Origin of the sequence: Vibrio bivalvicida (assembly GCF_001399455.2) — a bacterium.
Classification (GTDB): Bacteria; Pseudomonadota; Gammaproteobacteria; order Enterobacterales; family Vibrionaceae; genus Vibrio; species Vibrio bivalvicida.
This window is the reverse complement of sequence record NZ_LLEI02000014.1, coordinates 40,379-65,006: the sequence shown is the minus strand read 5'-3', so window position 1 is coordinate 65,006 and position 24,628 is coordinate 40,379. Positions and strand designations below refer to the sequence as shown.

24 protein-coding genes and 1 tRNA gene are annotated in these 24,628 nt (G+C 44.8%); 22 read left to right on the top strand and 3 right to left on the bottom strand.

The window, feature by feature from the left end:
* Positions 1 to 5: 5 nt before the first annotated feature.
* Complete coding sequence (locus APB76_RS02150; RefSeq protein WP_054961405.1) at positions 6 to 746, bottom strand: substrate-binding periplasmic protein; 741 nt, start codon at positions 744 to 746, stop codon at positions 6 to 8.
* 355 nt (positions 747 to 1,101) lie between these two features.
* On the opposite strand from APB76_RS02150, the gene APB76_RS02145 reads away from it, so the two are divergent.
* The 19 genes from APB76_RS02145 (at position 1,102) to APB76_RS02055 (ending at position 19,360) form a co-directional block, all read left to right on the top strand.
* The gene (locus tag APB76_RS02145; RefSeq protein WP_054961406.1) at positions 1,102 to 2,073 is read left to right on the top strand and encodes a porin; all 972 of its coding nucleotides are present in this window, start codon (positions 1,102 to 1,104) and stop codon (positions 2,071 to 2,073) included.
* A gap of 253 nt (positions 2,074 to 2,326) precedes the next feature.
* Positions 2,327 to 4,066 carry a glycoside hydrolase family 36 protein gene (locus APB76_RS02140; RefSeq protein ID WP_054961407.1) on the top strand — a complete coding sequence of 580 codons (1,740 nt, stop codon included), beginning with the start codon at positions 2,327 to 2,329 and terminating at the stop codon, positions 4,064 to 4,066.
* Positions 4,067 to 4,119: 53 nt separating this feature from the next.
* Complete coding sequence (gene ruvC / locus APB76_RS02135; protein WP_049846842.1) at positions 4,120 to 4,641, top strand: crossover junction endodeoxyribonuclease RuvC; 522 nt, start codon at positions 4,120 to 4,122, stop codon at positions 4,639 to 4,641.
* A gap of 138 nt (positions 4,642 to 4,779) precedes the next feature.
* Positions 4,780 to 6,231, top strand: a complete 1,452-nt coding sequence (locus APB76_RS02130; protein ID WP_054961408.1) for a methyl-accepting chemotaxis protein — start codon at positions 4,780 to 4,782, stop codon at positions 6,229 to 6,231.
* A 78-nt stretch (positions 6,232 to 6,309) separates the two neighbouring features.
* Positions 6,310 to 6,927 (top strand): Holliday junction branch migration protein RuvA, encoded by a 618-nt coding sequence (gene ruvA / locus APB76_RS02125; RefSeq protein WP_049846844.1) that lies wholly within the window; start codon positions 6,310 to 6,312, stop codon positions 6,925 to 6,927.
* Positions 6,928 to 6,942: 15 nt separating this feature from the next.
* Positions 6,943 to 7,947 (top strand): Holliday junction branch migration DNA helicase RuvB, encoded by a 1,005-nt coding sequence (gene ruvB, locus APB76_RS02120; protein ID WP_049846845.1) that lies wholly within the window; start codon positions 6,943 to 6,945, stop codon positions 7,945 to 7,947.
* 457 nt (positions 7,948 to 8,404) lie between these two features.
* Positions 8,405 to 9,991, top strand: coding sequence for a cytochrome ubiquinol oxidase subunit I (gene cydA, locus APB76_RS02115; RefSeq protein WP_049846846.1), 1,587 nt, complete (start codon positions 8,405 to 8,407; stop codon positions 9,989 to 9,991).
* 13 nt (positions 9,992 to 10,004) lie between these two features.
* A complete protein-coding gene (gene cydB, locus APB76_RS02110) occupies positions 10,005 to 11,141 on the top strand; it encodes a cytochrome d ubiquinol oxidase subunit II (RefSeq protein WP_049846847.1) in 1,137 nt (378 codons plus the stop codon).
* Between the two features lie 12 nt (positions 11,142 to 11,153).
* Complete coding sequence (gene cydX, locus APB76_RS02105; protein WP_000270284.1) at positions 11,154 to 11,261, top strand: cytochrome bd-I oxidase subunit CydX; 108 nt, start codon at positions 11,154 to 11,156, stop codon at positions 11,259 to 11,261.
* Positions 11,254 to 11,556, top strand: coding sequence for a cyd operon protein YbgE (gene ybgE, locus APB76_RS02100; RefSeq protein ID WP_054961409.1), 303 nt, complete (start codon positions 11,254 to 11,256; stop codon positions 11,554 to 11,556). The genes cydX and ybgE overlap by 8 nt, the downstream gene beginning before the upstream one ends.
* 174 nt (positions 11,557 to 11,730) lie before the next feature.
* On the top strand, positions 11,731 to 12,135 hold the full coding sequence (gene ybgC / locus APB76_RS02095; protein WP_054961450.1) for a tol-pal system-associated acyl-CoA thioesterase: 405 nt from the start codon (positions 11,731 to 11,733) through the stop codon (positions 12,133 to 12,135).
* Positions 12,125 to 12,823, top strand: a complete 699-nt coding sequence (gene tolQ / locus APB76_RS02090; protein ID WP_049846849.1) for a protein TolQ — start codon at positions 12,125 to 12,127, stop codon at positions 12,821 to 12,823. The genes ybgC and tolQ overlap by 11 nt, the downstream gene beginning before the upstream one ends.
* A gap of 5 nt (positions 12,824 to 12,828) precedes the next feature.
* Positions 12,829 to 13,272, top strand: a complete 444-nt coding sequence (gene tolR / locus APB76_RS02085; RefSeq protein WP_049846850.1) for a protein TolR — start codon at positions 12,829 to 12,831, stop codon at positions 13,270 to 13,272.
* An 11-nt stretch (positions 13,273 to 13,283) separates the two neighbouring features.
* Positions 13,284 to 14,309 (top strand): cell envelope integrity protein TolA, encoded by a 1,026-nt coding sequence (gene tolA, locus APB76_RS02080; protein ID WP_054961410.1) that lies wholly within the window; start codon positions 13,284 to 13,286, stop codon positions 14,307 to 14,309.
* 21 nt (positions 14,310 to 14,330) lie between these two features.
* Positions 14,331 to 15,683: a Tol-Pal system beta propeller repeat protein TolB gene (gene tolB, locus APB76_RS02075; RefSeq protein WP_074181684.1), complete on the top strand. Its 1,353-nt coding sequence runs from the start codon at positions 14,331 to 14,333 to the stop codon at positions 15,681 to 15,683.
* 34 nt (positions 15,684 to 15,717) lie between these two features.
* Positions 15,718 to 16,245 (top strand): peptidoglycan-associated lipoprotein Pal, encoded by a 528-nt coding sequence (pal, locus tag APB76_RS02070; RefSeq protein ID WP_049846852.1) that lies wholly within the window; start codon positions 15,718 to 15,720, stop codon positions 16,243 to 16,245.
* 15 nt (positions 16,246 to 16,260) lie between these two features.
* Positions 16,261 to 17,031 carry a tol-pal system protein YbgF gene (gene ybgF, locus APB76_RS02065; protein ID WP_054961411.1) on the top strand — a complete coding sequence of 257 codons (771 nt, stop codon included), beginning with the start codon at positions 16,261 to 16,263 and terminating at the stop codon, positions 17,029 to 17,031.
* Between the two features lie 130 nt (positions 17,032 to 17,161).
* Positions 17,162 to 18,223, top strand: coding sequence for a quinolinate synthase NadA (gene nadA / locus APB76_RS02060; RefSeq protein ID WP_049846854.1), 1,062 nt, complete (start codon positions 17,162 to 17,164; stop codon positions 18,221 to 18,223).
* 102 nt (positions 18,224 to 18,325) lie between these two features.
* Entirely contained in the window at positions 18,326 to 19,360 is a 1,035-nt protein-coding gene (locus tag APB76_RS02055; protein WP_049846855.1) for a potassium channel protein, read from the top strand.
* Between the two features lie 34 nt (positions 19,361 to 19,394).
* Here the strand turns inward: APB76_RS02055 and APB76_RS02050 are convergent, their stop codons facing one another.
* Positions 19,395 to 19,964: a UPF0149 family protein gene (locus APB76_RS02050; RefSeq protein ID WP_049846856.1), complete on the bottom strand. Its 570-nt coding sequence runs from the start codon at positions 19,962 to 19,964 to the stop codon at positions 19,395 to 19,397.
* A gap of 127 nt (positions 19,965 to 20,091) precedes the next feature.
* Here APB76_RS02050 and APB76_RS02045 point away from each other — a divergent pair, with 127 nt between their 5' ends.
* The 3 genes from APB76_RS02045 to APB76_RS02035 all read left to right on the top strand — a co-directional run bounded on the left by APB76_RS02045 (position 20,092) and on the right by APB76_RS02035 (position 23,436).
* Entirely contained in the window at positions 20,092 to 22,530 is a 2,439-nt protein-coding gene (locus tag APB76_RS02045; protein WP_054961412.1) for an ATP-binding protein, read from the top strand.
* A gap of 223 nt (positions 22,531 to 22,753) precedes the next feature.
* Positions 22,754 to 23,203 (top strand): L-alanine exporter AlaE, encoded by a 450-nt coding sequence (locus APB76_RS02040; RefSeq protein ID WP_054961413.1) that lies wholly within the window; start codon positions 22,754 to 22,756, stop codon positions 23,201 to 23,203.
* 145 nt (positions 23,204 to 23,348) lie between these two features.
* A tRNA-Ser gene (locus tag APB76_RS02035) sits at positions 23,349 to 23,436 on the top strand.
* A 40-nt stretch (positions 23,437 to 23,476) separates the two neighbouring features.
* Here the strand turns inward: APB76_RS02035 and APB76_RS02030 are convergent.
* The gene (locus APB76_RS02030) at positions 23,477 to 24,496 is read right to left on the bottom strand and encodes a hypothetical protein (RefSeq protein ID WP_054961414.1); all 1,020 of its coding nucleotides are present in this window, start codon (positions 24,494 to 24,496) and stop codon (positions 23,477 to 23,479) included.
* Between the last annotated feature and the right edge of the window lie 132 nt (positions 24,497 to 24,628).

Genomic DNA, 24,628 nt, shown 5'->3' with positions numbered 1-24,628 from the left:
TTAACTTATTCTGCTAATCCATATTTCACTCTTAATTGTTTGAGTTTTTGTTCACCGTGAGCGTTAAAATAAGCATTGAGTGCTGCGACGATCTTTTGCGCTTGGGGGTGGTTTTTTCTAACCGCTGCGTAGAGTGGGGTTGTATCTAAATAGATCGGGCTAAAACTCAGTTTCGAAGCATCTACTCTCATTTCTTTAATTGTCCAGCGACCAACGGCTTCGTCGGTGACTAGGACATCTGCTCTATCCGTCAGGATAAGGCGAATACTATTAGGTAAATGAATCGAGCTAACCGGAATTAGTTCTTGGTAATCTACAAGTTTTGCTCCGTAGGCGTAGTTATCGATCATCGCCACGCGAATTCCAGCCAAGCTATGGAGAGATGAAAACTCGAAATTAGCTTCTTGGCGTGAAACGACTGCCATTTTATTGTGCATGTACATATCAGTAAAAATGTAATCTCTAGCTCTCTGATCCGTTTTCCAGATCGCGATGATTACGTCATTTTTGCCATTGATGGTTTCTTTAAGAACACGTGTCCAAGGCTTGACCGAGTACTCAACTTCAAAGCCAGCTGAAACCAACCCTTCAATCACCAGGTCATGGGCTATACCACTGCCCAGAGCAGAGTTCATAACGTAGGGTGGCCACAAGTCTTGGGCGACTTTTATCGGCTCGGCAAGGGGAAGGCTACTCCAAAGCCATAAGATGCCAAGAATGAGTTTGTTCGATTTGTATCTTTTCACCTGATATGTCCATCTATCAACTCACCCTTAAGTTTAGGCATAGATAACTAAAAATGTGCTTTAGATACGATAAGTATCGGTACTTTTTACTTGATGTTTTGAACTTTACCAGTCGCTTAATCCGGCACATTCGGCTTCCCTAACTGTTTAGCTATGGCAGTGAAACCCACGATTCACCTAACTTTACAGCTAGCCATTAGAGATATTTAGCTTTTGACCAAACCCTTAATCACAATAAGAGGGCTGCTTTTTTAGTGATTCATTTGTTAATCATTGTCAGCACCAATAGTTTTTGTTTTCAGAGCGATCAGATGGCTTTTGACGCTCATAAATAAAAATCTATAGGAACAAAGAAATGAAAAAGACAGCACTAGCAGTAGCACTATCTCTTGTAGCCGGTTCAGCAGTAGCAGCAGAAGCGCTTTCAGGTGATCAATTTACCGTTTCTGGAGAGTTTGCGATTGGTGGCTATTACCAAGAAGACCGTAAAGAAAACGGCGCGGTAAACAACGTTGAACAGCAGAAAGATGAAGAATTCTACAACGGTGGCGTAACGGGGTTCGATATTTTTGCTGACTACGAAAACGGTAACATTGTTGGTAAGTTTGGTGGTGAGTTTGATGTTGAAGATGACTACGGCACGTCAGATTCAACGTTTACGATCACTGATACTTGGGTAGGCTACAAAACGGGTGCTGGTGTAGCGTCTATTGGTTACGCAAATGACACCGCTCTTGATGCAGTAGATGGCGCAGCTGACAAAACAATCGAGTTCCTATGGTCTCCAAACGATGCCTCTGATGCACGTCAAGTTGTGAAATTTGAAGGCGACAAAGAAGGTGTTAAATACGGTATCTCATACTTCGGCGACCGTAACTATGAAGGTACAGACCGTCAAAGTGGTTACAACGGCTACCTAGGCTACGAAAACGAAACCTTTATGGTTAACCTTGGTTACGAAGACAACGATGAAACTGAAGGTGATACAGACAAACTATACCTAGTTAACGGTGCGGTTAACCTAGGTTCGGTCGGTATTGGTGCGACATTCGCAGAAGAAGAGTTTGCAGACGGCAAAAAAGTGAAAATGTACAACACGTCAGTTGGCTACACACTTGATGCGCTTTACCTAGCAGCAGGCTATGTCACGATTGAAGATACTCGCGAAGCGGTTAACTTCGGTGGTTCTTATGCGTTTACCTCGAACTTCACTGCGCTGGTTGATATCGCTTACCACGTGTCTGATGAGGGTTACAACTCTGCGACAGGCGTTGGCGTTGAGAAAGGTGATATCGAGTCATTCCTAAAACTGGCTTACGCATTCTAAACTAAAGTTCGTCTCTACGTTTTTAGCCCACGTCAGTGGGCTTTTTAAAGCAGGATGCTTGATGCATAATCCACTGCCTTTCACCCTCCGGAGTTGGAGGGTTTTTTCGTCTGTCAATGAGACAGATTCAATCTTCTGATCTATCAGGATGGCAGAAACGTGATCGTCGTATAGCTATGTGTTGTTGGGCAAATAGACAACGACGTGCGCCAGTGCTCTAATTGAGAAAAATAACTACAAAGCTGAGCGTTATATGTCGCAAGTCCTGCACTTAGCCAATGAGCGTATCATTCGGATCCCCAACAGTGATCTTTCTGCCGAGCTAAACGGCAATCAAGTCTCCTTTAATTATCGTGGTTTATCCAACGAACCTATCTCCGAGCAGTATCTACTCTTTGACACTGACTTTGATTTTGAACGTCGCGCAACACTGCTAGGTGATGGCTTTCAAATGTTGGCTCAGACGACAGGTACTTTTGATGACCCAGTGGATATTGGGCGTTGCCCAGATAATAGTTCGAGCTATCGTATCTATTCGTCTCAAGAGCCTAAACGTTACTATAACTACTTGGTGGTCGAAGACTCGTTAGGCTACGCCTTGTTTGGCTTTACTTCGTGTCACCGGTTTGCAGGTTACTTCACCATCAGTCATCGAGAAGGGCAATTGAAAATCAATGCTTATATTGATGGTGAACAGACTGCCCCCCAAGATTGGTCAACGACTTGCTTAGAGTCAGTTGTAGCTCTGAGAGGAGATTCGTTGTCTGAGTTGTATGAGCAATACAGCCAATTGATTCAGAGCCACCATCCAATTAGAGCTGGGGTGAAACAAGACTCACCATTAGGTTGGTGCTCTTGGTATGCCTATTATGCTGAGGTAACAGAGCAAAACATCCATGCCAACGTAGAGCAAATGCGTGAGCATCTCAAATCATTTGACTATGTACTTTTAGATGATGGATACCAAGCCTTTATGGGTGATTGGCTAACGCCGTCTGAAAAATTCCCTTCAGGGATCAAGTCTGTGTTAAGAGAGATTCGGGCAAATGGTAAGAAACCGGCGATTTGGCTGGCTCCTTTTATTGTTCAACCTGAATCTGAGGTGTTTCGACAGCACCCGGATTGGTTTGTTCGCCACAGTGATGGCCGCTTGCTGAAAGCAGAAGATGTCACTTACGCAGGTTGGCGTTGTACACCTTGGTACATCTTAGATACGACCAATCTTGAAGTGCAAGAACATCTAACTCGCGTTGTGCGTACTATGCGTGAAGAGTGGGGCGTTGAGATGTTTAAACTCGACGCCAATTACTGGGGTACGTTAAAAGGTGTTCGTAGTCAGTCCGGTGTAACAGGCGTTGAAGCCTATCGATTAGGTATGCAGGCCATTATAGAGGGCGCTGGCGACGCGTTGGTCCTTGGCTGTAATGCACCAATGTGGCCTTCACTAGGGCTGGTGGATGCCATGCGAGTCTCTGACGATGTAGAGCGTTGTGCGACGCGTTTCGAGCAAATTGCCAAAGAGACATTTTACCGCAGTTGGCAGCACCGAAAACTGTGGCAGATTGATCCTGATTGCGCAACCTTTGTCTCTTTGGCTAATCAAGCCACAGAGAGAAAGTACTACGAATTTCACCGAGATGCCTTGTTGGCGAGCGGTGGTCTGTTGCTTTCTGGTGATCCACTTACTGATCTAACACCGTTTGCCAAGCGGACATTGGCGAAGTTGACGATTCGGCACAGACATAATCAAGATGCGGCGAGATTTACCGCCCTCAATCTTCATCATGCATTTTTGCAACTGACTGAGCGTAATGATCTTCATTGCCTGTTTAATTATCACAACACAGCTCGCGAGGTGACACTAACCGCCAATTTCCCCGTCAACTGGTATGATTATTGGACAGGTGAGAAGCTCGTCAATGAGCCAACGCAAGTCCTCGAGGTCGGTTTAGAATCTGGGTTGTCGAGCAGAGCGATAATTACCTCGCTATAGCGCTTTGGCTAGATTAAGATGTCGGGCTAGATTTAGCGATAACAAAGAAAACAATGTCAATCATACTAGGTATTGACCCAGGTTCGCGTATCACTGGTTATGGAGTGATTCGTCAAACGGGTCGTCATCTGCAATATCTTGGTAGCGGCTGTATTCGTACCTCTGAAAAAGAGCTACCCGGGCGTCTTAAGCAAATTTACGCGGGCGTTTCTGAGATCATCACTCAGTTTCAACCCGATGTATTTGCTATCGAGCAGGTGTTTATGGCTCGCAATGCAGACTCGGCGCTTAAACTTGGTCAAGCACGCGGTAGCGCTATTGTTGCCGCGGTAAATGCTGAACTACCTGTCTACGAGTACGCCGCTCGTTTGATCAAGCAAGCGGTCGTAGGAACGGGAGCGGCTGACAAAGAACAAGTACAGCATATGGTTCAACATATGCTTAAGTTACCTTCGAAACCTCAGGCTGATGCTGCTGACGCTCTAGGGGTGGCTATTTGTCATGCCAACACTAACAAAACACTGGTTGCACTTGCTGGCAAAGCGACCAGTGCAAGACGGGGGCGTTACCGTTAGCCATTCCACATTATTTGCTTCCTATTGATTCAAAACTGAGACATATAAAACAGATCTGAATATGAGGTTTGTTATAAAAATGTTGCATTAATATAGTGGTCAGAGGTCTAACAAGATATCAATCAAGGAAGATTGAAAATGAACCCTGTCAACTTATGGCGACGACTTTGCATGCCAGCACAATCTCAATGGACAAAAAATCAACAGCGCCAGGCGGATACCCTTTCCCTCTTTACTTTCATTGCGTTTCTTGTCGGTATTTATAGCCTGATCAAATGGTCTAAACACGGTCATGACAGCTTAATCATGACATCGGTACTTTTGATTGGCTTCGAACTGGCGGCAGTGGCTTGCTTAAAAGCGATTAAAAATCCTACCTTTGCGCTTAATCTTGGTTTTATTGGCATGTCAGTTCATGCACTAAATATTATTTACCAAAGTGGTGGCGTGGTTGAATCAACCCAAACGTATTGGGTACCACTACTAGTGGTTGCGTTCTTTTTGTCTGGTACGAGAGGGATGGCAATCAGTTGGAGTGTTACCGTTATAGTGTGTGCTGCGTTCATGACCTACATGCATGTCTCAGGAAGCGAATTTCCAGTGTTAGAGCTATCTGAATCTGCGCGGCGCGTCGAGATCTGGTCGGGTACTGTGCTGCCTCTTGCTGTGATCTGTATTGCTCAGGCCTTTACCGCCAAGCAGAGAGATAGAGCGATCGAAATTGCGGAGCAAGCTAAAAGTGATAGTGAAGTCATTGCTGAAAAAGCGACGCTTGGTGAGCAAAGCCTATCTCATGTATTGGCGCAAGCAAACCAAAACTCATTGCAACTAAAAGATGTATCTCAAACCCTTGAGTCACAGTCGCTTACCTTAGACGATCAGGTCTCTAATTTGAACATTAACTGTGAATCCCAAGCTAGTGCAGCCGAGCAGATGAGTCAGCAGGTTCATCAGTTGGCAGAAGGAATCGAAGGCTCGACGCGATTTGTTGATGAGTTAAGAGAACGGAGTGATGCCGTTCACCAACAAGCAGAAACAAGCTCACAACTGCTTGAAGACTCTACCTCTGCAATAAGCCAGATTATTGGTAGCCATCAAGAGATCATGAAGGTCGCTGATCTGATCACCTCAGTTGCCGAGCAAACTAATCTGCTAGCACTTAATGCGGCGATTGAAGCCGCACGGGCAGGGGAGCAAGGCCGTGGTTTTGCGGTGGTTGCTGAGCAAGTACGTGACTTATCAGCTAAAAGTAGCCATTCCGCCGTTGAGATAAGAAACCTGCTTGATAGAAGCGAAAAGGAAGTCAAGCATGGTCAAGATGTGGTCAATTCGAGTGCGGGGAAAATGAGATCTATGATTGCTGAGGTCTCGGCAATTTCGCAAGACGTGAATGGATTAGCGAATATCATGTCAAATCAGATGCTAGCATTGAAAGAGCTTGATCAAGCCAGTAGCGAAGTCGCCAACGGTGTGGTTGAAACCAAAACCATCTCAGAACATGTGGCGCAAAATGGCGCTCATTTGACCGCGCAGGTCGATGCAGTCCGAACCCTAACTTCTCAACTCGATCAAGTGGTCTCAAAAATCTAATCTCATTCAATAAAGAACTGGATGTCTATCCAGTTCTTTATTATCCTGTCGCAAATCCATTTCTAAAGAGTCATCACCGTGATTGGACGTCTGCGCGGCATTCTTATTGAGAAACAACCCCCTGAATTACTGATTGAAGTCAATGGCATTGGCTATGAAGTTCAAATGCCGATGAGCTGCTTCTATGAGCTACCGAATATCGGCGAAGAAGCCATCATCTATACTCATTTTGTTGTACGCGAAGATGCGCAGCTACTGTATGGTTTCAACACGGTGAAAGAGCGTGCGTTGTTCCGAGAAGTGATTAAAGCCAATGGTGTTGGTCCTAAACTTGGCTTAGCTATTCTTTCAGGGATGACAGCAAGTCAATTTGTTGCCAGTGTTGAACGTGAAGATGTCTCAACATTAGTTAAGTTGCCTGGCGTAGGTAAGAAAACAGCAGAACGCTTAGTGGTCGAAATGAAAGATCGCTTAAAAGGTTGGAGCGCCGGTGACTTGTTTACTCCATTTACCGATGCAGCACCAGTAGACTCTGCTCCGCAACCTGCTCAGTCTAATGCCGAAGAAGAAGCGATCAGTGCACTGCTTGCACTTGGTTACAAGCCGACTCAGGCGTCTAAAGTGGTTTCTCAGGTTAAAATGGAAGACATGAGTAGTGAGCAGCTTATCCGTGAAGCGCTGAAATCGATGGTATAGAGAAAGGCTTGAATAATGATAGAAGCGGATCGCTTAATAGCACCAGATAACACGGTATATAAAGAAGAGGATGTGATCGATCGTGCGATACGTCCTAAAAAGCTTGAAGACTATAAAGGTCAAGATCATGTTCGTAGTCAGATGGAGATCTTCATTAAGGCAGCACAGCTACGTAATGAAGCGCTCGATCATCTGTTGATATTTGGTCCACCAGGATTGGGGAAAACCACCTTAGCGAACATTGTCGCCAATGAAATGGAAGTGAATATCCGTACCACATCTGGACCTGTATTGGAAAAAGCAGGGGATTTAGCCGCGCTTTTAACCAACTTAGAAGAAAACGATGTGCTATTCATTGATGAGATCCACCGTCTTAGCCCTATGGTAGAAGAGGTGCTTTATCCCGCAATGGAAGACTACCAGCTTGATATTATGATCGGCGAAGGTCCGGCTGCTCGCTCTATAAAAATTGACTTGCCTCCATTTACTCTGATTGGCGCAACGACGCGTGCAGGCTCATTGACCTCACCATTGCGTGATCGCTTTGGTATAACTCAACGTTTGGAGTATTACAAGATCCCGGATCTGCAAAACATTGTTCAGCGCAGTGCCGACTGTCTAGGTTTGTCGATGGAATCTGAAGGGGCACTAGAAGTGGCAAGACGCGCCCGCGGTACACCACGAATAGCCAACCGATTACTACGTCGCGTTCGTGACTACGCGGAAGTGAAAGGTAATGGCCATATTTGTGCCGATGTTGCCGACAAAGCACTGAATATGCTCGACGTGGACGCGCAAGGCTTCGACTATATGGATAGAAAGCTGCTTCTGGCAATAATGGAGAAGTTTGCTGGCGGCCCTGTAGGGTTAGATAACATGGCGGCAGCGATAGGTGAGGAAAAAGACACCATAGAAGATGTCCTAGAGCCTTACCTCATTCAGCAAGGCTACCTCCAACGAACGCCACGAGGAAGAATTGCCACGGATCGCGCCTATCTTCATTTCGGAATTGAAAAATAAGTTTTCAGTAGCCAGCTCTCAGAAGCTGGCTTTTTAATTTGGTGATCTATATCACGCTAATGTAATTTACTTACTACTTAATAGGTAGCACAATTGAGTGACTTGTTAACTGCTTGTTTTGCATAAATACTTAGCACCCTTGCGGCAATAACCCCTTCGTAACAAAATGACCTTCAAACTATTGATACAGATCAATGTGATGGAATTTTAATCAAAAATGCCGAACAAAACTTGATACAAATCAAAGCGAACTTTGGCTATAAACCTTTTGAAACAACCCGTTTTTAGCAGTAATATTAGCCGCAGCTATATTAGCTGATGCTTAACAATTAACTAACCATTACGGTACATTTTTGCAACAGAGTGACTATCTTTGATAACACTATCTAAGTAGTTCAACCTTTAATAACAATGCATTAATGTAAAAAGTGTCTTCAGCCGACACATAGGAGTAATCATGATCGATGTTGTTGATCTATCGCGACTGCAGTTTGCACTGACAGCGATGTATCACTTCCTATTCGTACCGTTGACTCTAGGTATGGCCTTCTTACTGGCCATCATGGAATCAATGTACGTAATGACGAACAAGCAAATCTATAAGGACATGACAAAGTTCTGGGGTAAGCTATTCGGTATTAACTTTGCACTTGGTGTGGCTACCGGCCTTACCATGGAGTTCCAGTTTGGTACTAACTGGTCTTACTATTCGCATTACGTAGGTGATATTTTCGGTGCACCTTTGGCGATCGAAGCCCTAGTAGCCTTCTTCTTGGAATCTACCTTTGTTGGTCTTTTCTTCTTTGGCTGGGATCGTCTTTCTAAACGTCAACACCTTGTGGTTACTTGGTTAGTTGCTCTAGGCTCTAACTTCTCAGCACTTTGGATCCTGGTTGCAAACGGCTGGATGCAAAACCCAGTTGGCGCAGAATTTAACTTTGAAACCATGCGTATGGAAATGGTGAGCTTTGCTGAGGTTGTTCTAAACCCAGTTGCTCAGGTTAAATTTGTTCACACCGTGGCATCTGGTTACACGACTGGTGCAATGTTCATTCTAGGCATCAGCTCATACTACCTACTAAAAGGTCGTGACATCGCATTCGCTCGTCGTTCATTTGCTATCGCGGCATCTTTCGGTATGGCAGCTATCTTGTCGGTTATCGTTCTTGGTGATGAATCAGGCTACGAGCTTGGTGAAGTTCAAAAAGTGAAACTAGCCGCAGTAGAAGCTGAATGGCACACAGAACCAGCCCCAGCAGCATTCACACTGTTTGGCTTACCAAACCAAGATGAGATGCATACCGACTACGCAATCAAGATTCCATATGTGATGGGTATCATCGCAACACGTTCTCTTGATGAGCAGGTTACAGGTCTGCGTGATCTACGTGATGATCACGTTGATCGTATTCGTACGGGTATGTATGCGTATGAGCTTCTAGAGAAGCTACGTGCTGGTGACAAGTCAGAAGAGAACATGGCAGCGTTTGATGAAGTGAAAGGCGACCTAGGTTATGGCCTGCTTCTTAAGCGTTACACGGAAAATGTCGTTGATGCGACAGAAGAGCAAATTCAAGCGGCAGCGGATGATTCTATCCCTACTGTTTGGCCTCTATTCTGGTCATTCCGTATCATGGTAGCGTGTGGCTTTATTATGCTATTCGTATTCGGTGCTGCATTCGTGCAAACGTGTCGCCAAAAAATTGAGCAGAAACCTTGGATTCTGAAAGCGGCTCTATTCAGTATTCCTCTTCCTTGGATTGCAATTGAAGCAGGTTGGTTCGTTGCAGAGTACGGTCGTCAGCCATGGGCGGTAGGTGAAATCCTTCCGACACATGTAGCAGCTTCAGCTCTGACAATAGGTGAACTTTGGACTTCTCTATTTGCCATCATTGCGCTGTATACAGTGTTCCTGATCGCTGAAGTTTACTTAATGCTTAAATTTGCACGTAAAGGTCCTAGCAGCCTGAAAACGGGTCGCTACCACTTCGAACAAAACGCTGACTCTGTTGAAGACAAAGTTGGTCGTTCAGTCGAAGTATAAGTGAGGGAATATTATGTTTGATTACGAAATCTTACGACTTATTTGGTGGATTCTGATTGGTGTTTTACTGGTTGGTTTTGCCGTAACTGATGGCTTCGACATGGGTGTTGCTACACTTTCACCTGTTATCGGTAAGAGCGACACTGAACGCCGTATTATGCTCAACACTATTGCCCCACACTGGGATGGTAACCAAGTTTGGCTAATTACAGCGGGTGGAGCATTGTTCGCTGCATGGCCTCTCGTTTACGCAACGTCGTTTTCTGGATTCTATCTAGCAATGTACGTGACTCTAGCTGCACTTTGGTTACGTCCACTAGCTCTTGATTACCGTTCTAAGATTGAAGATCCAAAATGGCGTAAGGCGTGGGACTACGCACTTTGCTTTAGTGGTACTGTTCCGCCAATCATCTTCGGTGTCGCATTTGGTAACCTGCTTCAAGGTGTACCATTTGAGCTAAACGATCTGCTAATGTCACAGTACAAAGGTTCGTTCTTCGCGCTACTAAACCCATTCGCGCTACTTTGTGGCGTGCTTAGCCTGATGTTATTCGTACTACAAGGTGCGACTTGGCTTCAGATGAAGACAACAGAAGCGCTACACTTACGTGCGCGCAATGTTGCTCAAATAGCGGGCCTAGTTGCGACGGCATTGTTTGTTTTAGGTGGTTTCTGGGTTCAGTCAATCGATGGTTACGTGATTACAAGTACTATCGATACCATGGCAGCATCGAACCCACTGAATAAAGAAGTGGCAATCCAAGCAGGTGCATGGATGCAGAACTTTGAAACTTACCCAGCAATGTGGGCAGCACCAGTTATTGGTGTGCTAATGCCGCTATTGGCTGTATTCGCTTCTCGCATTGAACGTGGCGGTTTTGCTTTCTTGTTCTCAAGCCTAGCGAACGCAGGTGTGATTCTAACGGCAGGTTTTGCGATGTTCCCATTCGTAATGCCTTCAAGCCTGGTACCTAGCCACAGCTTAACTATGTGGGATTCAACAGCAAGTGAACTGACACTTGGCCTGATGACGCTAGTAGCAGCAGTGATGGTACCCGTGATTCTTGGCTACACGACTTGGACATACTACAAAATGTTTGGTCGTCTTGATAAGAAACACATCGAAGACAACGACGTTTCAGCTTACTAAGGAGCAACGATTATGTGGTATTTCGCATGGATTCTGGGTGTATTACTCGCTTGTGCATTCGGTATCATTAACGCTCTGTGGTTAGAGCACTCTGAAATGATGGATAAAGACAGTGAGTGATCTCGCTGCGCAGGTAGCTAAGCTACATGCACCTGTTGATAAGGTTCTGTTTCGAGCCTTATCTCTGGTTCTTGGTTTTTACCATGTCGCTATGGTGATGTGGGATCCAGAACTGTACTCCGCTTCAATTGGTGGGTTCAATGCCATTATTTCACCAATGCTGATCTGGGCGGTTTGCTCTAGCATGGTGTTTGGTCTTGGTTTTAAACCTCGCAATTGGTACTGGCAGGTGCTGTTTAGCCCATATTGTTCTCTTACGATTCTTATCTACCTAACGGTATTTCGTTTGATCTAGGGGCTAAACTCCGCTCATTTTGTTTAAAAAAAGCGCGACGCATTGAATGGGTCGCGCTTTTTTTTGTTTCAAGCTTTGAATTCACTTATTAACGCTTGCATAGACAGTAATGAGTTGCGTTATAGTAACCGTCTAGAACAACAAGTTGTGGACGCTAACGTGCAAGAGCATGTAATGACATTTGAGTGGCCGGTGACGGTTTATTATGAAGATACCGATGCTGGTGGGCTGGTATACCATCCGAACTATCTCAAGTTCTTTGAACGAGCAAGAACCGAACTGCTTCGAACAATTGGCGTTTCTCAGCAGGTCCTATTGGAACAAAACATCGGTTTCGTAGTCCGACACATTGACATCGATTTTTTGCAGGGTGCTCGTCTTGACGATCACCTTACCGTAAGGACGCAAATCGCTGACCTTAAAAAAGCGACACTCTGTTTCTGTCAGGAGATCGTTAATCCTGACACTAAGATATTGTGTAAGGCAATGGTTAAGGTAGCATGTATCGACAATATAAAAATGAGGCCGAAAGCAATGCCTCAATCAATAGTTATGGAGTTAACTAATAGTGACCGCTGATATTTCGATGCTAGACCTTTTCTTGCAGGCGAGCCTGCTTGTAAAAATGGTTATGCTGATCCTTTTAGGCATGTCGATTGTTTCTTGGGCAATGATCATAAAACGCAGCAAAGTGTTATCTCAAGCTTCTAAAGAGACAGAAACCTTCGAAGACAAGTTTTGGTCAGGTACCGATTTGTCGATTCTTTATCAAAATGCCAAAAAGCGTAAAGACGACTTAGCGGGAACAGAAGAGATCTTCTATTCAGGCTTTACTGAGTTTGCCAGATTACGTAAATCCAACGCAGATTCTCCAGACTTTATTATGGAAGGCACTGGCCGTTCAATGCGTGTCGCCGTGGCGCGTGAAGTGGATGAGCTTGAAACCAACCTGCCGTTCCTAGCCACCGTAGGCTCTATCAGTCCTTATATTGGCCTGTTTGGTACTGTTTGGGGCATCATGCACGCTTTCATCGCTTTAGGTGAAGTCAAACAGGCGACACTCGCAATGGTTGCTCCTGGTATCGCTGAAGCGCTAGTTGCAACGGCGATGGGTCTGTTTGCAGCAATTCCAGCGGTAATGGCATATAACCGATTCAGCAGTAAAGTGGGTAAGCTAGAGCACAATTACGCAACCTTCTCAGAAGAGTTCCACAGTATTTTGCACCGTCAAGCAATGGCTGGCCGCGATACTGCAAGTAAGGAATAGTTGCTATGGCTGGTTACCAACCTAAAAAGCGCAAGATGACTGCCGAGATTAACGTTGTCCCTTATATCGACGTTATGTTGGTTCTTCTGATCATTTTCATGGTGACTTCTCCCTTTGTTACACAAGGGGTCGATGTCGAACTGCCAAAAACCGCTACGGCTAAGCCAGCTTCCGACCTCGCAGGTGATAGCGATGCAAGCTTTATCATTGTCGAAATAGACAAAGACGGAAACCTTGGCCTAAGTGTCAACGATGAAGAAGTTACGCGAGGCATCTCACTGCAAGATATGATCGTACGTGTGAAAGCTGAATTGTCTTTAAAACCTGATTCACCCGTAGCGGTGGGCGGTGATGCCGCTACGCCTTATGCAGAAGTCGTATTGGTATTAGACGAATTGAGTCGTGCAGGCATTCCGAAAGTCGGTTTGCTGACAGATATTAAGGAATAATCGTCGCTGCGATGAAAGAGAACAAATCTAAAAAGAACGATTTCAAGAAGCCGATTATCATATCGGCTGCTTTGCATGCGCTTCTTATTGCGGCTTTGATTTGGGGCACGGACTTTACCATGTCTAAGCCAGAACCGACTGGGCGCCTCGTACAAGCGGTGGTCATTGACCCGGATCTTGTCAGGCAACAGGCACAACAAATTCGTAGTAAACGGGAAGAAGCGGCAAAGAAAGAGCAAGAGCGCTTAGACAAATTGCGCCGTGAGAGCGAACAGCTTGAAAAGAACCGCAAAGCCGAAGAAGAACGTATTCGTAAGCTGAAAGAACAGCAAGTGAAAGAAGCCAAAGCGACACGCGAGGCAGAAAAGCGTCGTGTAGCGAAAGAAAAAGAGCGTAAAGCGGAAGAAGCGCGCGCGAAAAAAGAAAAAGAACGGGCTGCAAAACTAGAGGTGGAACGTAAAGCCAAAGAGCAGGCGATTGCCAAAGCAGAGCAAGAGCGCATTGCGCGTGAAAAAGCGGCGAAAGAGGCTGAAGAAAAGGCCCGCCGTGAGCGAGAAGCAGCCGCAAAAGCGGAAAAAGATCGAATAGCGAAAGAAAAGGCCGCTAAAGAGGCCGCAGAAAAAGCGCGTAAAGAGAAAGAGCGCTTAAAGCGTATTGAGCGTGAGCGTAAAGAGCAAGAAGCGGCCCTTAACGATATATTCTCAGGCTTAGAGACGGAAGCAGAGGCGAATTCTTCTGCACGTTCTCGTCATCTAATGGATGAACGCTCGCGTTACATCGCGATATATCAAACGACAGTAGAAAGTAACCTACTTAAAGACCAATCCTACGCCGGTCGAAGTTGTTTGTTGAATATCAAGCTTGTTCCTGCTGGGAGCAATAAGGCTTTTGTTTCGTCAGCCACTGTAATTGAGGGAGATTCTTCCCTATGCCGTGCAGCTAAAGCTTCAATCGCAAAAGCTAGAGAGTTCGATTTTCCGCAGGAGCCAGAGCTTCAAAAGGAATTTAGAGACTTTGACTTTAGGTTTAATTTATAGGGACTTACCGTGAAAGAAAAAATTAAGCGTTTGATACAGCAATCACTTTGCTTGCTGCTATTGTTATTGCCCTTGAGTGCGAATGCGAAGCTAGAAATAGTGATTACAGATGGTATCGACTCGGCAAGACCAATCGCTATTGTGCCATTTAAGTGGGAAGGACCAGGGAAACTTCCTGAAGATGTATCAAAAGTGATCGCTTCTGACTTGCAGCGCAGTGGTAAATTTAGCCCAGTCGCAACGAGCAAAATGCCGCAAACACCATATAGTGAAGCGGAAGTTGATTTTAATGCTTGGACCGGATTGGGTGTTGACGCTTTAGTGACAGGCTCAGTCTCACAAAATGCAGAGGGCAATTACGTCATCAATTACCAGCTTGTTGATGTTGTACGTGGTCAGCTTACGCAGGGGCAAAGTAAGTCCTTAAGTGGTGATGGTCAGCTTGTTCTTTCTAAAGATCATGTTGTCTTCAACAAGAGAGCCACAGTACCGGGCAAGCGTTTAAGAGAATATGCACACCGCATTTCTGATCTTGTTTACGAAGCGCTAACTGGTGAAAAAGGGGCGTTTTTAACCCGTATCGCTTACGTCGTTGTCAATGACAAAGATACATTCCCTTACCAGCTACGCGTATCAGATTACGATGGTTATAACGAGCGATTAGTATTGCGTTCTAAGCAGCCACTGATGTCTCCTGCGTGGTCACCAGATGGTAAAAAACTTGCGTATGTGAGCTTCCAAAATGGCCAAGCTGAAATATTCATCATGAATATTTATACCGGTGAGCGTGAGAGGTTGACGTCATATCCTCGTCATAATGGCGCGCCAAGATTCTCTCCTGATGGCAGTAAACTCGCTTTGGTTCTATCTAAAACAGGTAGCCTACAAGTTTACACTCTGGATCTTAACACCAGAAAACTGACCCAAATTACACGCGGTAGATCGAATAATACCGAACCATTTTGGCATCCAGATGGTAAATCTCTGATCTTTACCTCGGATCGGGGTGGAAAACCTCAGATTTATCAAGTAGATTTGGCAAGTAATTCGACCAAGCGTTTAACATGGCAAGGCAGCCAGAACCTTGGCGGGCAAATTACCCCAGATGGTCGCTTCTTAGTGATGGTTAATCGCAGCAACACTGGATTCAATTTAGCCAAGCTAGATATGGAAACCGGTGCGATGCAGATTCTGACGAAAACACTGTTAGATGAATCACCGAGTATTGCACCGAACGGTGGAATGGTCATTTATAGTTCGATCTATAACAAGACCAATGTTCTTTCAATGGTCTCCATTGATGGGCGCTTTAAAGCAAGGTTACCGGCAACAAATGGTCGAGTTCGTGCACCAGCATGGTCACCGTTTTTGTAGCAAGTAAGTATTAATAACAAAGGAAACTATAACAATGCAACTTAACAAAGTTCTTAAAGGGCTTCTAATTGCGCTACCAGTTCTAGCGGTTACAGCATGTAGCTCAAGTGATGACGCAGCGAACACTTCTGGTTCTGCTGAAACGAACCAAGTTCAAACGACAGATAACACGGCTGTTTCTCCACTAGAAGCGAACGGTCAGCTTACTGAGCAAGAGCTTAAAGAGCAGGCACTGCGCGAATCTCAAACTATCTACTTTGCTTTCGACAACTCTACAATCGCGGGTGACTACGAAGAAATGCTAGCGGCTCACGCAGCATACCTAAGCAAAAACCCAACTCTAGAAGTTAAAATCGAAGGTCATGCAGATGAGCGCGGTACTCCAGAGTACAACATTGCTCTAGGCGAGCGTCGTGCTGAAGCAGTAGCAAAATACCTACAAGCGCTAGGTGTTCAAGCTGATCAAATCGAAGTGGTAAGCTACGGTGAAGAAAAACCACTTCTTCTAGGTCAATCAGAAGATGTATACGCTAAGAACCGCCGCGCTGTTCTAGTGTACTAATTGAGGAATTGCCTCATGTTCAGTAACCTTAAGCGCGTTGTTACGCTTACGTTACTGGCAAGTGCAGCGAGTAGTGTACTCGCTGCACCAGCTCCAGTATCCGATCTAAGCGGTAGCAATACTGCCACTTCGTCATCTTCAGTTCGTGGCAACGAAACTGATGTTCAGCGCTTAGAGCGCCTATTGGAAAACCGCAATCGCGTTCAGTTGCAAATGCAGCAACAGCTAGATGAAATGGCTCTAGAAATTAGTGAACTCCGCGGCCAGTTAGAAAGAAGTACTTATGACATGCAGCAGATGTTGCAGCGTCAAAGAGAATTGTTTATCGAGTTGGATAAAGTTCGTAGCCAAGCGTCAGTACCTGCTGTTCAAGCTACAAGCGATACCTCTGAAAAACCAAAAGGTGGCACATTCAGCTCTGATGTTGATGAGCAAACTGCTTATCAAAACTCTGTGGACTTAATCCTAAAGAAACGTGACTACACTGGAGCGATTGCCGCGTTCCAGCAGTTCCAAAAGGATTATCCAGATTCAACCTTTACGCCTAACTCTCATTATTGGTTAGGGCAACTTTACTTTGCTAAGAAGCAAGATAAAGAAGCGGTGAAGAGCTTTGCGGCGGTGATCGCGTATAAAGAGTCTAACAAACGCGCAGATGCGTTGGTAAAACTTGGTGATATCGCTCAGCGCAATAACAATGCGGAACAAGCGAAAAAATACTACCAGCAAGTGGTTGAAGAATATCCTAATAGTGCGTCGGCTAAATTGGCAAAAGAACGACTATAGGATTGAGTTTCAAGTTTAAAAAGGGGTGCAGAGCACTCCTTTTTAGTTTTCATTGGCGCCGAAGCTGGAATCTGCAATAGCGTTAAGGTTACAATACTCGGATTACTGGAAGTAGCGTAGCGCAAAAGCAATGAGCCACATATTAGATAGAATTGATACAGTTTACCCATTCCCACCAAAACCAATCCCGCTAACAGAACAAGAAAAACAAGCACACATTGAAAACATCAAAGTGCTGCTTAAAGAAAAAGATGCGGTATTGATTGCTCACTATTATACCGACCCAGAAATCCAAGCTTTGGCAGAGGAAACGGGTGGCTTTGTTGGTGACTCGTTAGAAATGGCCAAGTTTGGTAACCGTCACCCTGCAAGCACACTCATTATTGGTGGCGTACGTTTTATGGGTGAATCTGCAAAGATCCTGACTCCTGAGAAGCGCATTTTAATGCCAACTCTTGAAGCAGAGTGTTCACTAGATCTAGGTTGTCCTGCCGATAAATTTACAGAGTTCTGCGATGCACACCCAGACCATACAGTTGTTGTATATGCCAATACGTCAGCCGCAGTTAAAGCTCGCGCAGATTGGGTAGTAACATCGAGCATTGCACTTGAAATCGTCGAGCACCTAGACGCGGAAGACAAGCCGATTATCTGGGGGCCAGATCGCCACTTAGGATCATACATCGCTAACCAAACTGGCGCAGATATGCTGCTGTGGCAAGGTGAGTGTGTGGTGCATGACGAGTTTTCGGCAGATGCACTGCGTAAGATGAAAGGGCTCTACCCAGACGCAGCCATTCTTGTTCACCCTGAGTCACCAGCGAGTGTGGTTGAGCTAGCGGATGCGGTGGGTTCTACTAGCCAACTAATCAAAGCTGCGAAAGAGCTACCTCAGAAGAAAATGATTGTCGCAACAGACAAAGGCATCTTCTTTAAAATGCAGCAACTTGTACCAGAAAAAGAGCTGATCGAAGCACCAACAGCAGGTGCAGGTGCCACATGCCGTAGCTGCGCGCACTGCCCTTGGATGGCAATGAATGGCCTAAAAGCCATTGAAGCAGCCTTACGTGATGGTGGCGAAGAGCATGAAATTTTTGTTGGCGAAGAGTTACGTGTTAAATCTTTGATTCCATTGAACCGTATGTTAGATTTTGCTGAACAGCTTAATATGCAGGTAAAAGGCAACGCGTAAACGGGCGCTTGTCACAGTTATAAAGACCAGCCTCAATGGCTGGTTTTTTTGTTTTGGCTCTTGAGCTTAAATACATACAAGTAACAAAAGTGAAGGAGCACTATGTCTCTTTGGTTAACATTTAGAACCTGGTTAAACTCCAACATGTTTAACCTTAGTAATCGCAATTTAGCCATACTGCTTGCGATTTATATCGTTTTGTCATGGGTTTTATTACGTGTAAGCGGTGAGCATGCACTCACTAACGACTTATCAACCTTTATCTATTTCTTGATGGTGACGGCATCGACGGTGGGTTATGGTGATTACTCACCAGAGACGTCGATAGGCAAATGGGTCGTGGTGGTGTTTGTTATCCCTGGAGGTCTGTCTCTTTTTGCTGCCTTGATTGGTCGGTTAGCAACAGGGATGGTGGAGTATTGGCGTGCAGGTATTTTAGGAAAGCGGAGAATGGGTGTGGAAAATCATATCGTATTATTAGGTTGGAATGGGCAGCGCACCATGCATTTGATTCGCATGCTGCAACATGAAGAGCACGGCAAACGCCCGATTGTCTTGTGTAGCCGTTCTGACATAGAAAACCCACTTCCTGGCGAAATTGGTTTTGTGAAGGTCAACAGCTATACCGACTCGCAAGAGATGGAAAAAGCCGCAATAGAAACGGCAAGCTGCATTGTGGTCGACAACTTAGAAGATGACGTCACGCTCTCGGCTGCGCTCTACAGTGCTAACATTAATCCGAATGCGCATTTGCTCGCTTATTTCAAAGATGAAGCCCTGAGTAACCTATTGAGCCAGCATTGCCCTAACGCTGAATGTATCCCTGCGGTTGGTGCTGAAATGCTCGCGAAAGCGGCGGTGGACCCAGGTTCAAGTGCATTGCACCAAGAGCTTCTCGCGTCAACAAGGGGGATGACCCAGTATTCAGCCGTATATCCTGAAAAGCTGCCAACGATCAAGGTTGAAGATGCTTTTCAGTTTATGAAACGAGACTATCAAGCAACATTAATTGCATTAGATATTGGCAAAGGGATAGAGCTAAACCCAGATCTCGACAAAGAGATAACTCCGGGCGCCAAGATCTTTTACATTGCTGATGAACGTATTGAAGATTTTGATTGGCAGTCAATTGGATAAAAAATCGCAGCGAGAGCTGCGATTTATCGTTTGGCTATTCTTGCTCTGCTAACATCGAGCCACGCATGGTCAACCCGCACAGCATGGTTGGCATCGCTTTAAATATCTCTTCAAATTGCTCTAAGCCTTCGATACCTTGCTCCGCCAGTGTCGCGATAGATGTCTCCGGATCGTACAACATGCTTAAAGAAAGCAGTACACCACCTAATAGAGCGTTATCTTCGCTATCTTCTGGCATGATGGTTTCCCAATCGTCTCGAGCAAGCTGCCAGCCTTGAAGTACGCCTTCGCAGAAATCACGGGTAGCTTCAGTCACGATTTCTTCTTCATCCAGCGTGCACCCTTGCGGCCATTGCCAGCGATTTTCTAGCAGAGCAGGACGATACTCGTTCCAAATAGCAATAATGTGCTCGATGTAAGTCTCTAATTGCTCACCATCAGCAAAAGGGGCCACCTCTTCGCCACCCCAAAGGAAAGGTAGCCATTCATGCGGAGTCAGCATATGGGGAGCGGCAGCCATCGCAGTAACGAAGCCATGCGTCCTAGCTTCGTTAATCAACTTACCTTCAAGTTCAGGTAAGGATAGAAGTTCTTGTAAGGTCAAAACAAACGTCCTATATCAATCGGGAGTTGTGATATCGCAATGGTAACAGCCTACAGAAGTGAGAAAAAGGTTGCCGCATCGATATATTCGCTATAATTTTTTATAAACGGTCAAAATTCAAAGATTTATGGATATTCGTTCATCGCTAAAAAGGAAGAGCATCTTTGCCTTAGCTATTTATCTTGCTATGGCAATCGCTTTGATTGGTACTGTCAGCTACTTGGTCGTCGAGCCGCCGACTAGAGATCAGCTCGAGCAAAATCTAGACCTAAGAACCGAGCTTATTTCTACGCAAATCGAAGAGCCGATCAATAGCTCTATTGGGATATTGCAAGCGGTAGTGAGCATTGGCAGCAACCACGAGACTCAAGAACACCAAGCATTTTTACTTCATAAACTTTTTTCGCTTGTCGAAGGTGTCGCGGTGAGCGGCGGTTTGTGGCCTGTACCTTACTCGATTGACGGACAAACGCCATACCAAAGTCTTTTCTTTAATCGTACAATCGATGGTAAAGTCGATCGGGTCCTATCGTGGGACAACCCAGAGTCGGGGGGGTACGATAAGGAGCTTTGGTACACCTCGGTTATAAAAAAACCAACAGGAACCGTTGCTTGGTCTCCTGTTTACATCGATCCATTTACTCATGTCCAAATGATCACCGCCTCCTCGCCGTATTACATTGATGGTGAGTTTTCTGGTGTCGCGACGGTTGATCTCTCTCTTGAAACCTTAGTCGCTTTTGTTCGCCTACATGCGGAACAGTACGATTTAGGCGTTATCCTCCGTGACGGTTATGGAGATGTGATTACCGAGCACAACTTCCAACTGGCTAAAGATATCTACATCAGCCAGAACGAGTTTGGTGGTTTTAAGTGGAGTGTGGATGTAGTTAACGCTAAGCGATTGGTGGCTGAACAGGTTTATGATTTGGTGTCTAAAGTCGAGGCGGTGATCATGCCGATCTTGCTTGCCTGCGTCATGCTTGGCTACTTTCTGATTAATCGGTTTTTAATCTCGCCTATTGTGGTTATCGCGCGTAGCCTTGATGAATCCAAACAAGGTGGCGCGATTGATATTGATTACAAAAGCCACGATGAGATCAAGTACCTAATAGACTCTCTTAATGAAAAGACCGTCTATCTTGAAGAAGAGAAAGTCAAAGCTCAGGCCTCGACAAAAGCGAAAAGCGCCTTTCTCGCGACACTATCTCACGAGATTCGAACGCCAATGAATGGGGTTCTTGGTACCGCGCAAATACTACTCAAAACAGACTTAAACGAAGATCAGCGTAAACACCTTAAAACCTTGTACGAGTCTGGCGAGCACATGATGACGTTGCTCAATGAGATTCTCGACTTCTCGAAAGTAGAGCAAGGGCATTTAGAGCTTGAGTCATCACCATTTCCACTAGAGTCGATCATCGGCAGCATCAACAGCGTCTATTTTACTCTTTGCGCCGAGAAGGGGCTGCAGTTTAAAGTCTATTCTGAAGTCCCACACGAACGCTGGTACATGTGTGACAAAGCGCGTTTAAGACAAATCCTGTTTAATCTACTTAATAACGCAGTTAAGTTTACTTCTCGTGGTTATGTTGAAGTCTATTTTAAGGAAGAGCTTCGAGAGGGTGAAAACTTCTTACTTATACGTGTAAGAGATACAGGGATAGGGGTAGCGCGCGAGGCTCAAAATAAAATATTTAATCCTTTTGAACAGGCAGAGTCTTCAACCACGCGCCGCTTCGGAGGAACAGGTTTAGGTTTGGCAATTGTTAAGCAGCTTTGTGAGTTAATGGGTGGCAGTGTAACGGTTAAAAGCGAGCTAGGTATTGGATCTAGTTTTGAAGTGTCCATTCGTAGCGACATTAGCCAACCTGCTTTTGCTGAGTACCGGGAATTAAGAAAGCTCAATTATAAAGGGTTAAGAGTACTTATCGTAGAAGACAACCGGACCAACGCGATCATTCTACATACCTTCATGACCAATAAAGGCTTCTCTTGCGAATCGGTTGAAAATGGAGAACTTGGTGTTGAAGCCATCGCCCAGGGAGATTTCGATCTTATCCTGATGGATAACCATATGCCCGTGATGGATGGTGTGGAATCGACCACCGCTATTCGTGCTTTAGCTGGAGAACGATCCAATATACTGATTTTTGGATGTACTGCCGACGTGTTCAAAGATACCAGAGAACGGATGCTTGGCGCTGGTGTAGACTACATTATTTCGAAACCTATTGATGAAACAGAGCTTGATGATGCGCTCATCAGCTACTCCGAAAAGCTTTATCAGTTTAAACCACAACTCTTAAAGGGGACTGGGAATTCGTGTGAGGTCAAGATTGAAATCGAAGAACCGCTGATGATGTTTTTCATGGCGATTGAAAATGAAGATCTGCCGCATGCTAAAAGCAAATTTGAGCAGATAAAACAAAACCTTGATAGCGTCCAAACCCCAATACTCGACGACAACCTTTTTAATATTGAATCTAGGCTGATGGCGGGGGAGTTCCCGCATCAGGAAGAGTTAGATCTACTAGCAGTACAAGTAAAAGATTACTGTAACTAAATTACGTAAATTTGCTTAAAAATCATCCTTTGGTCGGAGTTGTAGCGACATAATCTAGTTTTAATACGAAATTTGGTTGTTTATTTACCTTACTTAAGTAACTTTGAAATCTAAAACTGAATAAATAATGTTTTAATAGCGATATTGACTGGCTATCTGTTGATGGGTTGGTTTTTCGTTTTGTTTATTGGTTTGTTTTATAGTTATTTGTGTTGAGGTAAAAATGAAGTCTCGTGAGCCTTTCTGTATTCGTAACGCTGCCGCAGATACGTTTGCAATGGTTGTATTTTGTTTTATTTCCGGAATGTTCATCGAAATTTTTGTGTCCGGTATGACCTTCGAGCAGTCTTTAGCCTCAAGAACATTATCGATCCCTGTCAACATCGCTATCGCGTGGCCTTATGGTTTGTTTCGTGACTTCATGCTACGCCAAGGTGCTCGCTTATCTGACACTGGGGTAATGAGAAACATCTCTGATCTTGTCGCCTACGTGCTTTTCCAATCACCAGTGTATGCGGCAATCTTGTTTACCGTTGGCGCATCAACCGATCAGATTATTACAGCGGTTGCTTCTAACGCGGTAGTTTCTTGTGGAATGGGCGTGTTATACGGTTATTTTCTAGATATGTGCCGTAAGTGGTTCCGCGTTCCTGGTTACTATCAAGAAGCCTAAACTGGCCGATTCACGTTCGAATTAGCTAGTTAGTAACCAAACAGCAGCAGTGGAGCGGTTTTTTTAGGGAATAGGCTTGACCTAACCCAATAGAATCATTAAATTAGCGCCTCGTTGGTTAACGAAACCAACCACAATTTGATTCGGTGAGTTGTCCGAGTGGCTGAAGGAGCACGCCTGGAAAGTGTGTATACGGCAACGTATCGAGAGTTCGAATCTCTCACTCACCGCCACATTCTAAAGCCCCAGCAGAAATGCTGGGGCTTTTTCGTTTTAGATCAGCTTTGAACCCTTTTTAGTTGTAAAATCAAAGCTGTATCTATGCTCTAGCGGGTTATTGTCGCAGATGCCAATTAGTCGTGAACGAAATGGTAAACCTATTGATTTAATATCTACCCTGTAACCGCATATCGGACATTTCGCTTTATAGACTTTGATGGTCAAACGTTTAAGGCGGCCTTCCTTACTTCCAGGTTCCTTTAGTTCGTAATGCAGCAGCGCTGACTTCAGGCTTAAGGGAAGCATGATGTCCGGAAGGGTCGTAATGTTATTGTTGAGCGCGTCTATTAGATACCTAAAGAATAATAAAAAGATGGTGACGTATATCGCCGTTAAACCCAAAAGTGTTCCGAGAAAATTTGGTGTCATTAGCTCCGCAAGTGAGAGGTAGAAAGATGCTGAACACAATACGACCAGGATCACAGGGCTAGCAGTAAACAATAGTATCTTCCAGCGATGCTTATCCATATCAACATTGTGCAACCAACGAGTCCAAACAGGGAGTTTAGGCAGAGACTCTAGGTGATAGTCGATGACATCAGAACTTGTGAGAACTTCATCAGTACTTTTTTTTACGGTATTTTGAGTTTTGTTGGGCTCAATTTTGTTCACGCATAACCGATAAATCGATTGTTTTCCTTGCCCGCCTGAATTGGATTCCTTGTGTATTGCTGGAATCACATCTACACCAAGTTCACTAGCGACACGTTCTAAAGAAGGATAAAGCTCATCCAATCGTTGAGTTAGAATTTTAAATTCTGAATTTAATCGAGAACTACTAAAAATGGAGAGTTTCTTGCTCGATAGATAAGCCGTTTTTTCGGCAAGTTCACTCGATGTGAAATAGCATTCTTCAGTTTTCCCTGCTTCTAGAGAGGGGCTCTCTTTTACTAAAAGAACGATAGCGTGGAAAACATGCCAAAACATGTGATTTCTATCTTGATGGGTATATTCGTCCCAAAACTGTTCTGTTACCGCCATAGCCGCTTTAATTTCATCAACACTGCTTTTCATTATCAAGTCTCGTATGCATTCATGAACCTAATATTACCTAGTATTGAAAGGTAATGCTCTGTTTCAACGCACTTTTTTAGATGAAGATGTTTTCGTTCTAGAGGGAGTTCCTCTTATTTACTTAAGAAAATA

What these genes read in the sequence shown, in the direction of transcription:
- APB76_RS02040 (WP_054961413.1), top strand. Translation starts at nt 22,754, where the DNA reads ATGAAGTCTCGTGAGCCTTTCTGTATTCGTAACGCTGCCGCAGATACG.
- APB76_RS02140 (WP_054961407.1), top strand. Translation starts at nt 2,327, where the DNA reads ATGTCGCAAGTCCTGCACTTAGCCAATGAGCGTATCATTCGGATCCCC.
- tolR (WP_049846850.1), top strand. Translation starts at nt 12,829, where the DNA reads ATGGCTGGTTACCAACCTAAAAAGCGCAAGATGACTGCCGAGATTAAC.
- ybgF (WP_054961411.1), top strand. Translation starts at nt 16,261, where the DNA reads ATGTTCAGTAACCTTAAGCGCGTTGTTACGCTTACGTTACTGGCAAGT.
- APB76_RS02145 (WP_054961406.1), top strand. Translation starts at nt 1,102, where the DNA reads ATGAAAAAGACAGCACTAGCAGTAGCACTATCTCTTGTAGCCGGTTCA.
- cydA (WP_049846846.1), top strand. Translation starts at nt 8,405, where the DNA reads ATGATCGATGTTGTTGATCTATCGCGACTGCAGTTTGCACTGACAGCG.
- pal (WP_049846852.1), top strand. Translation starts at nt 15,718, where the DNA reads ATGCAACTTAACAAAGTTCTTAAAGGGCTTCTAATTGCGCTACCAGTT.
- cydX (WP_000270284.1), top strand. Translation starts at nt 11,154, where the DNA reads ATGTGGTATTTCGCATGGATTCTGGGTGTATTACTCGCTTGTGCATTC.
- nadA (WP_049846854.1), top strand. Translation starts at nt 17,162, where the DNA reads ATGAGCCACATATTAGATAGAATTGATACAGTTTACCCATTCCCACCA.
- APB76_RS02030 (WP_054961414.1), bottom strand. Translation starts at nt 24,496, where the DNA reads ATGAAAAGCAGTGTTGATGAAATTAAAGCGGCTATGGCGGTAACAGAA.
- ruvB (WP_049846845.1), top strand. Translation starts at nt 6,943, where the DNA reads ATGATAGAAGCGGATCGCTTAATAGCACCAGATAACACGGTATATAAA.
- APB76_RS02045 (WP_054961412.1), top strand. Translation starts at nt 20,092, where the DNA reads ATGGATATTCGTTCATCGCTAAAAAGGAAGAGCATCTTTGCCTTAGCT.
- ybgC (WP_054961450.1), top strand. Translation starts at nt 11,731, where the DNA reads ATGACATTTGAGTGGCCGGTGACGGTTTATTATGAAGATACCGATGCT.
- APB76_RS02130 (WP_054961408.1), top strand. Translation starts at nt 4,780, where the DNA reads ATGAACCCTGTCAACTTATGGCGACGACTTTGCATGCCAGCACAATCT.
- tolA (WP_054961410.1), top strand. Translation starts at nt 13,284, where the DNA reads ATGAAAGAGAACAAATCTAAAAAGAACGATTTCAAGAAGCCGATTATC.
- cydB (WP_049846847.1), top strand. Translation starts at nt 10,005, where the DNA reads ATGTTTGATTACGAAATCTTACGACTTATTTGGTGGATTCTGATTGGT.
- APB76_RS02055 (WP_049846855.1), top strand. Translation starts at nt 18,326, where the DNA reads ATGTCTCTTTGGTTAACATTTAGAACCTGGTTAAACTCCAACATGTTT.
- ruvC (WP_049846842.1), top strand. Translation starts at nt 4,120, where the DNA reads ATGTCAATCATACTAGGTATTGACCCAGGTTCGCGTATCACTGGTTAT.